Source organism: Arthrobacter sp. P1_A5 (genome assembly GCF_056406825.1).
This window is the reverse complement of record NZ_JBFTZL010000028.1, coordinates 20,696-28,390: the sequence shown is the minus strand read 5'-3', so window position 1 is coordinate 28,390 and position 7,695 is coordinate 20,696. Positions and strand designations below refer to the sequence as shown.

The 7,695-nt window shown below is 68.1% G+C and carries 9 protein-coding genes; 4 read left to right on the top strand and 5 right to left on the bottom strand.

Going from position 1 to position 7,695, the window contains the following annotated elements; all coding sequences use genetic code 11:
- Positions 1-212 (top strand): glycerophosphodiester phosphodiesterase family protein (locus tag AC1D1S_RS07115; RefSeq protein WP_476994101.1); only part of this gene is annotated, 212 nt, incomplete at its 5' end.
- Positions 213-225: 13 nt separating this feature from the next.
- Here the strand turns inward: AC1D1S_RS07115 and AC1D1S_RS07110 are convergent.
- Positions 226-1,152 (bottom strand): NAD(P)H-hydrate dehydratase, encoded by a 927-nt coding sequence (locus tag AC1D1S_RS07110; RefSeq protein ID WP_476994100.1) that lies wholly within the window; start codon positions 1,150-1,152, stop codon positions 226-228.
- Positions 1,136-1,897 carry a histidine phosphatase family protein gene (locus AC1D1S_RS07105; RefSeq protein ID WP_243178285.1) on the bottom strand — a complete coding sequence of 254 codons (762 nt, stop codon included), beginning with the start codon at positions 1,895-1,897 and terminating at the stop codon, positions 1,136-1,138. Before AC1D1S_RS07105 ends, AC1D1S_RS07110 begins: the two co-directional genes overlap by 17 nt.
- 156 nt (positions 1,898-2,053) lie before the next feature.
- Here AC1D1S_RS07105 and AC1D1S_RS07100 point away from each other — a divergent pair, with 156 nt between their 5' ends.
- Positions 2,054-3,178: a glycerate kinase gene (locus AC1D1S_RS07100; RefSeq protein WP_028275966.1), complete on the top strand. Its 1,125-nt coding sequence runs from the start codon at positions 2,054-2,056 to the stop codon at positions 3,176-3,178.
- A 37-nt stretch (positions 3,179-3,215) separates the two neighbouring features.
- On the opposite strand, the gene AC1D1S_RS07095 is transcribed toward AC1D1S_RS07100, so the two are convergent.
- Together AC1D1S_RS07095 and AC1D1S_RS07090 are read right to left on the bottom strand one after the other, a co-directional pair.
- The gene (locus AC1D1S_RS07095) at positions 3,216-3,923 is read right to left on the bottom strand and encodes a DUF6766 family protein (RefSeq protein ID WP_253906706.1); all 708 of its coding nucleotides are present in this window, start codon (positions 3,921-3,923) and stop codon (positions 3,216-3,218) included.
- On the bottom strand, positions 3,920-4,420 hold the full coding sequence (locus AC1D1S_RS07090; protein ID WP_028275968.1) for a DUF6328 family protein: 501 nt from the start codon (positions 4,418-4,420) through the stop codon (positions 3,920-3,922). The genes AC1D1S_RS07095 and AC1D1S_RS07090 overlap by 4 nt, the downstream gene beginning before the upstream one ends.
- A 222-nt stretch (positions 4,421-4,642) precedes the next feature.
- Here AC1D1S_RS07090 and AC1D1S_RS07085 point away from each other — a divergent pair, with 222 nt between their 5' ends.
- Positions 4,643-5,560: an SDR family oxidoreductase gene (locus AC1D1S_RS07085; protein WP_028275969.1), complete on the top strand. Its 918-nt coding sequence runs from the start codon at positions 4,643-4,645 to the stop codon at positions 5,558-5,560.
- A 72-nt stretch (positions 5,561-5,632) separates the two neighbouring features.
- The gene (locus tag AC1D1S_RS07080) at positions 5,633-6,154 is read left to right on the top strand and encodes a hypothetical protein (RefSeq protein WP_476994099.1); all 522 of its coding nucleotides are present in this window, start codon (positions 5,633-5,635) and stop codon (positions 6,152-6,154) included.
- A 139-nt stretch (positions 6,155-6,293) separates the two neighbouring features.
- Here the strand turns inward: AC1D1S_RS07080 and AC1D1S_RS07075 are convergent, their stop codons facing one another.
- Positions 6,294-7,649 (bottom strand): uracil-xanthine permease family protein, encoded by a 1,356-nt coding sequence (locus AC1D1S_RS07075; RefSeq protein WP_476994098.1) that lies wholly within the window; start codon positions 7,647-7,649, stop codon positions 6,294-6,296.
- Positions 7,650-7,695 lie beyond the last annotated feature (46 nt).

Genomic DNA, 7,695 nt, shown 5'->3' with positions numbered 1-7,695 from the left:
CCCTGCAGGTTCCCGTCCGCTACGGTGCCGTGCCGGTGGTGACGCCGGGCTTTATCCGGCGGGCACACCGGCACGGGCTGCAGGTCCATGTGTGGACAGTCAACGAGCCCGCGGAAATGCACCGGCTGCTTGACCTTGGCGTCGACGGGATTGTCACGGACCGCGCGGACCTGCTCAAGTCGGTCCTCCAGGAGCGCGGGACCTGGTCCTGAAGGATCGCTCCGCTCAGGCGGAAAGTTCCATCATGAGTGGCGGCAATTCGTCGGTTAGCTCCCGGGCGAGATAGCCCAGCCCGCCCAGCCGGCTGGCAAGGCGGTCTCCGGCCGCAGCATGCAGATGCGTTCCCCAGCAGGCGGCCTGCGCATTGCCCGTTCCCCTGGCGCGGAGGCCGGTGATGGCGCCGGAGAGGACATCCCCGCTGCCCGAGGTGCCCAGCCCGCTGTGCCCTGTGGTGATTTCCCAGAGGCCGGCCCCGGACGCGGCAGCCCTGCTGCTGCGGGGTTCTGCGATGGCCCCCTGACACGTGACCACGGCCCGGTATTTGTGGGCCACCTCAGGGAGCTGGCGGTGCAGGTCCTCGACCTCCCGCCCGAGCAGGATGGCCGCCTCCGTGATGTTCGGGGTCAGGATCAGCCGGCCGGCCCACGGCGCCAGTTCGGCTTCGAGTTCCGGGACGCTGGCCAGGGCAAAAGCATCCAGGACAAGGCACGGCGGGCTGCCCGGGGTGGCTTGGAGGAGTTCGCGCAGCAGCGCCGTGGTCTGGTCCTTGTCGTCCAGGCCCGGCCCCACCAGGACGGCGTCGGCGGTTTCCAGCTCGGCGGCCAGGGACCCGGCGGCGGAACCGACCACGGTCCCGGCCGTCGTTTCCGGCAGGCCAAGGACACCGGCTTCGGGCAGGGCGATGGCGAGCGGCACCGCCACGGACTCCGCCACGGCCAGGGTCAGCCGGCCCGCGCCCGCGCGGAGGGCGGCGACGCCGGCGAGCAAGGCCGCTCCGGGCGTCTTGCGCGCACCGCCGATCACCAGCACGGAGCCCCGGTCATCCTTTCCGGAGCCGCCGTCAGGGAGCGGCCAGGCGCGCAACAAAGCGGGGGTGACGGCCTCGGCCCGGGGGCGGCGTTTCGCCTGCCGGGAGTTAGCGGGGGTGGACATCGGCGTCTCCCGAGTGCTGGGTTACCGGGACACCTTCGCTCGTGAGGTGGTCGGCCATATTGAACGCCTCCAGCTGCCATTCCCCCCGGCCGCCGGGCCGGACGAAGCGGCTGACGGAGGCGTTGAGGATGGTGGACGCGGCCGCGATGTCCAGCAGCTGCTCCTCCGAGAGCCCCTCCAGGATGTAGCGGATGAGCAAGATCACGGCGTCGTGGCAGACCAGCAGGACGCCCCCGCCCGGGTGCCTGTTGTCGAGGTCGGCGAGCAGCGAGCGAAGCCGCAGCACGACGTCCGCCCAGGACTCGCCGCCCGGGGGCCGGTAGTAGAACTTGCCGAGCCACCGCCGCCGGCCGGCCTCCTCCGGGAGGCGGGCTTCCACCCCGGCCGAAGTGAGCATGTCCAGGATGCCGAGCTCACGGTCGCGCAGCCGCTCATCGATCAGGACAGATGTTTGCCAGCCGCCGGTCTGGACGGCGAGTTCCGCAGTCTGGCGTGCGCGCAGGTAGGGCGAGGACCAGACTGGCGTGCGCCGGCCGTCCGGGTAGCCCGCGAGGAGCCTGCCCAGGGCCAGCGCCTGCTCCCGTCCCGTGTCCGACAATCCGACATCCGCATCCCGGGCCGGGACATCAATGACATGCGCGCCGGCCTGCTGAGCCAGCGTGGCGGCAACGTTGCCCTGGCTTTCACCGTGCCGCACCAGCAGTAACTCGGTCACGCCCGGAACGCCGTGTCCGTAGTGGCTCACCGATCCCCCTATCCGTTGCTTTCCAACGTTGTCCTCTGCCGGGGCTGGCCCGGGCTGGAATATGTGTGGCAGACAGGTTACTCCCAGTGGCACGGATTTGTCCCTGCGCCGGCGATGGGGCAGCATCGGGGGCCGCCGGGCTGGCAGGATAGAGCCATGCGCATCCTCATCGCCCCGGACAAGTTCAAGGGCTCCCTCACCGCCGTCGAAGCCGCCGCGGCCATTGCCGAAGGCGCCCTGCGCGTCTACCCCGAGGCCGACGCCATCCAGTTTCCGGTGGCCGACGGCGGCGAAGGGACCCTCGAGGCGGCTGTCGCGGCCGGCTACGAGGAACGGCTCAACGCGGTTGTCGGCCCGATCCTGGCCCCGATCGGTGCCGCGTGGGCCATCCGGGCGGATGCTTTCGGCGGGGCCACCGCGGTGATTGAAACGGCGCAGGCCTCAGGGCTGGCGCACATGGAGCCCACACCGGCCAACGCGCTGCGCGCCCACAGCTATGGCTGCGGCCAGCTGATCGCCGCCGCACTGGACGCCGGTGCCACGGAAATCGTGCTGGGCGTGGGCGGTTCGGCCATGAGCGACGGCGGCAGCGGGGCCCTCCGCGCCCTCGGACTCAAGCCGTTGGACGCCGCCGGCAACGTGGTGCCCCTCGGCGGCGGGTCGCTTGCCGACGTCGCGTCCGTGGACATCAGCGGCCTGGACCCGCGGCTGGCCGGGGTGAAGTTCAGGATCGCCGTCGACGTCCAAAACCCGCTGTTCGGCAGCGACGGCGCGGCACACGTGTTCGGCCCGCAAAAAGGCGCCGACGCCGATGCGGTGGAGCTGCTCGACGCCGGCCTGCGCAACTGGGCCTCGGTCCTGCGCCAGAGGACCGGCCGGGACGTCAACGTGCCCGGCGCCGGAGCGGCCGGCGGGTTTCCGGCGTCGTTCCTGGCCTTCAGCACGGCCGCCCTGGAAGGCGGCTTCGAGCTGGTGGCCGGCCTCACCGGGCTGGACGCGAAACTCGCGGTGGCTGATTTGGTCATCACCGGAGAAGGCTCCATGGACAGCCAATCGCTGACAGGCAAGGCGCCGATCGCCCTCGCCGATGCCGCCCAGGCCCTTGGCATTCCGGTGGTCGTGGTGGCCGGCCGGATCCTCGTCACCCCGGAGGACCTTGCCCGTCACGGCGTGGTGGCCGCGGCGCAGCTGCTGGACGTCGCCGGCAGCCCCCAGGACGCAGTAGCAAACGCCGCAAAGTACCTTACCTGGGTCACCAGCCAGGTCCTCGAAGGCGCCTGACGCCCCTGATGGCCGGCCGTGCCGGCCGGCTTGCCCTCTAGGCGCCGGTCTCGTAGTGCGGTTCGGCCACGGGTTTGGACTCGGGGGAGCCCTTCTCGCGCAGGTAGACCGAGGCGCCCACCAGGACCGCCACGGCGAGGAACTCGCTCTGCCAGTTCTGGAAGGACTCGAACCAGAATCGGCTCGTCGCCAGATAGCCCAGCACAGTCACGGTGGGCTGTCCGTGCGCCTCCTGGTCACTGTTGTAGTCCTCCGCGCCGCCAACCGCGTGCAGGGCGATCGACGCCAGGAACAGCAGGAGGAACATGATCGAAAGCGAGTGTTCGTAGAGCTTGAGGACCCAGCCGCCGTGCCGCACCGGCCACGGCGTGGACTCTTTGAGCTTTGCCTGCCGGGGGTCCTCGTCCTGCGGGGAGGTCCGGCCCATCGGCTTGGACTCGGAGGACCCCTTCTGGAACAGGAAGACGGTGAGGATGACGTACATGCCCATCTGCAGGAATTCCGACTCCCAGTTCTCGAAAGTCGCCTCGAGGAAGTTCCCGGTGCCAAGGTACTGCAGGACGGTCACGGCAGGTTCGCCGTGGGCAAGCTGCTCGTCGCTGTAGGTGCTTGCCCCGCTCAGGACCATGCCGCCGAAAAACACGACGAACAGCCCGATATTGGCTAGAAGCAGTCCATGTTCCTTGACCCACTTGCCCATGGTTCCCGAGCCTGCGGTGTGGCGCTCATGTGAAACGTTTGTCATAGCGACTCCTCTTTGCGGGCCCGTCGACGGATCCAGGCAGGGACAAGTACCAGCAGCAGCACCAGCACGGCGAGCAGCCCGACGCCGGCGATCACGCCCGCCGTCCGACCTACCGTGACATCGAAGATAAGTGAGGTGGTGCCCACGCTCAGCAGCCCCACCCCGGTCAACGAAAACCTGACGATGATGTCCGCGCTGCTCACGAGGGCCTGCTTCAGCCCTTGCCGGAACAGCCGGCGGTGCACGCTCACAGGCAGCAGGATCGTGGCCGTGGTCAGGGCCGCCAGGACGACGTTGGCGAGATACAGGCGGGTCTGGTAGTCATCGAGCGTCTCGAAGCGCGACTGGAACGGCAGCGTCAGGAGGAAGCCGGCGAGAATCTGGACGCCGGTCTGCAGTACGCGCAGTTCCTGCAGCAGTTCGACCCAGTTGCGGTCCATCCGCTCCGCAACGGACTCGTCCCTGCCGTCGTTCTTCGGCACTACTGGGCCAGTCATCGGTACTCCTCCGCAAAATCCTGAAACCAAGGAAACCGCCACAACATGCGGCCCCACCCTCAACCTAGGCTTGAGAGTTGCCAAAAACAAGTTGGTACTAAGCTTGCTGACGATATTGTGGTTAGGGTAGAAACTGATTACTTCGCCGGGATGGATTCAGCGGACCCCCGCCACACGGGACCGATGAACATCCCTGGAAACCGACACGTTGTTAGGTGGACTATGAGCGACTCAAGCGAACGGCAGGACCAGCCCAAGCAGCCCGAACAGCCCCGCGATCCGCGCGCCGGCTACCATTCCGGCCCGTTCCCGGAACAGGTCCAGAAGCAGCCCGGCCTCACCGCGCCTATGGAGCCCAAGCCGGACCACGGCGAGGAAAGCTACCGCGGCAGCGGTGCCCTGAGCGGCAAGGCCGCCCTGATCACCGGCGGCGACTCCGGGATCGGCAGGGCGGTGGCGATCGCCTTCGCCCGTGAGGGGGCCGACGTCGCCATCTCCTACCTGCCGGAGGAAGAAGACGACGCGCAGGACACGGCCGAGTGGATCCGAAAGGCCGGCCGCAAGGCCCTGCTTCTCCCCGGCGACGGGCGCAGCGAGGAATTCGCGGCTGACATCGTGAAGGCGACGCTGGCCGAATTCGGGCGCCTCGACGTCCTGGTGCTCAATGCGGCCTACCAGAAGAACCGCGAGAGCTTCGAATCACTGCCCACCGAAGAGTTTGATCGAGTTTTCAAAACCAATCTGTACTCCCTGCTCTGGACGGCCCGTGCCGCGGTGCCGCATCTGGAAGCGGGTGCGTCGATCATCACCACCGCGTCAATCCAGGCCTTCAACCCGTCCCCGGGGCTCATTGACTACGCCATGACCAAGGCGGCCCAGGTGGCTTTCACCAAAGCCCTGGCCCAGGAGCTCGGACCCAAGGGGATCAGGGTCAACGCCGTGGCCCCGGGTCCCATCTGGACACCGCTGATTCCGGCCACCGAATGGCCCGACAAGCTCCCGTCCTTCGGCCAGGACACGCCCCTGCAGCGGGCGGGGCAGCCGGCGGAGCTCGCGGCCGCCTATGTCCTTCTCGCCTCCGACCACGGATCCTACATTTCCGGAGCCGTGCTTCCGGTCACCGGAGGCAAAGGCCTCTGAACCCGCTCCGGACCCGTCCACTGCCAGCTAGTCCCATTTCCAGCACCAGTTTCCAGTACCAGGAGGAATGACATGACTGAAAACCAGCAGGATCCCAAGACCGTCACCGAGGAAGCGGGCGGCTACGGCACACCGACCGCCGAGCAGGAGGTGGGCGGCGATGGGAAGAAATTCGCCCAGCCCCGCGAGGAGGAGGCCTTCGACGCCGCCGGGCTGAACCAGGACAGCCCCGACGGCGAGACGTATCCGGCCGGCGCGCCGGACCTGAGCCAGTTCGGTGCAGAAGATCAAGACAGTGCAGGAGAACCCGGAGCAGGTCGCTTCGGAGGAGCGGAGGAACAAATGAGTTCAGAAAACGCCAGCGCAACCCCCGGCTTCGACCCGGACGCCTCGGAGAATTCCGAGGCGGCAGTGCCGTCGTCGGAAGCGGAGATGGACGGGGCCAACACGGAAGAGCCCGACGCCGGGCGGCCCTTCTCCTCTGAGTCCGGACAGGACGCGGCGGGGCTGCCGGACGGCTCCGGGACGGACCTGCCGGAGAACAAGTCGCCGAAGGACCGCGACGATGACAAGGACGCCTTCGACGCCGGCTAGTCCCAGGGCCGTCGCGCCCCGCCACTGCCGGCGCTGCCGGCCGTGACAGCGAAAAGGCCGGACTCCTGCCCGTGGGCGGAGTCCGGCCTTTCTCGTCGGCGGGATTGCCCGCCCGCCGCGCACTTCCGGGCGGCGTTCTTTAGCGGCGCTTCTTGGGGGAGCGCTTGACCGCTGCCTTGACCGCGGCCGTCGAAGCTGCGGCCGGAGCGGGATCTTCGGTTTCCGGTTCGGCCACCGTGCCGCGCACCTTCGCGATCGCCTTCATGCCGTGGTAGATCACCAGGGCCGCGGCCGAGCCGAGCGCAATCCCGGTGAACTTCAAGTCGCCGATGGTCCAGGTGTAGTCGGCAATCCCGACAATAAGGGCGACGGCGGCCGTGGTCAGGTTGATCGAGTTGGAGAAGTTCACCTTGTTCTGGACCCAGATTTTCACGCCCAGCACGCCGATCATGCCGTACAGCATCGTGGCCGCGCCGCCCAGGACGCCGGCGGGGACCGTGGCGATAAGCTCGCCAAACTTCGGCGAGAAGCTCAGGATCACTGCGAAGGCGCCGGCCACCCAGTACGCCGCCGTCGAATACACCTTGGTGGCGGCCATGACGCCGATGTTCTCGGCGTAGGTGGTCGTCCCGGACCCGCCGCCAAGACCGGCAAGTACAGTGGCGGCGCCGTCGGCCAGCAGCGCGCGGCCGGAGACGCCGTCGAGGTTCTGCCCCGTCATGGCGGACACGGATTTCACGTGGCCGATGTTCTCTGCCACCAGCACCAGAACGACCGGCACGAAGAGGCCCACGACGCCGAGGTGGAATTCGGGGGTCTGGAAATGCGGCAGGCCCACCCACCCAGCACTGTCCACCTTGGAGAAGTCCACCTCGCCCCGGATCATCGCAACAAGGTAGCCCACCAGGACACCCACCAGGATGCTCAGCCGGCCCAGCATGCCGCGGAACAGCACGCTGACCACGATGATGACGGCCAGGGTGATGAAGGCGGTCACGGGGGCCTGGTCGAAGTTGGCCTTCGCCGCGGGTGCCAGGTTCAGGCCGATCAGCGCCACGATCGCGCCGGTCACGATCGGCGGCATGACCCGGTTGATCCAGCCGGCGCCAAACTTCTGCACCACGGCGCCGACGACGGCGAGGGTCGCGCCTGCCAGGACCACTCCGCCGAGTGCCCCGGGGACGCCGAACTGCTGCTGGGAAGCCATGATCGGCGCGATGAACGCGAAGCTGGAACCGAGGTAGCTGGGCACCCGTCCCTGCGTGATGACCAGGAACAGGAGCGTGCCAATGCCGGAGAAGAACAGGGTGGTGGCCGGCGGCATGCCCGTGATGATCGGGACCAGGAAGGTGGCACCGAACATGGCCACAACATGCTGCATCCCGATCCCCACCGTCAGGGGCCAGGTGAGCCGCTCATCCGGCCTGACGACCTCACCGGGGCGGACGGACTTGCCGTTGCCGTGGAGCTTCCATTTGGTGCCGAGCATGCTCATGCCGGGAGCCTTTCAGAGAATGTGGGGCGGGCGGGAAGGAATCTTC

Coding starts and splice junctions, on each gene's coding strand:
- AC1D1S_RS07100 (WP_028275966.1), top strand. CDS start 2,054: ATGCGCATCCTCATCGCCCCGGACAAGTTCAAGGGCTCCCTCACCGCC.
- AC1D1S_RS07110 (WP_476994100.1), bottom strand. CDS start 1,152: ATGTCCACCCCCGCTAACTCCCGGCAGGCGAAACGCCGCCCCCGGGCC.
- AC1D1S_RS07090 (WP_028275968.1), bottom strand. CDS start 4,420: ATGACTGGCCCAGTAGTGCCGAAGAACGACGGCAGGGACGAGTCCGTT.
- AC1D1S_RS07080 (WP_476994099.1), top strand. CDS start 5,633: ATGACTGAAAACCAGCAGGATCCCAAGACCGTCACCGAGGAAGCGGGC.
- AC1D1S_RS07085 (WP_028275969.1), top strand. CDS start 4,643: ATGAGCGACTCAAGCGAACGGCAGGACCAGCCCAAGCAGCCCGAACAG.
- AC1D1S_RS07095 (WP_253906706.1), bottom strand. CDS start 3,923: ATGACAAACGTTTCACATGAGCGCCACACCGCAGGCTCGGGAACCATG.
- AC1D1S_RS07075 (WP_476994098.1), bottom strand. CDS start 7,649: ATGAGCATGCTCGGCACCAAATGGAAGCTCCACGGCAACGGCAAGTCC.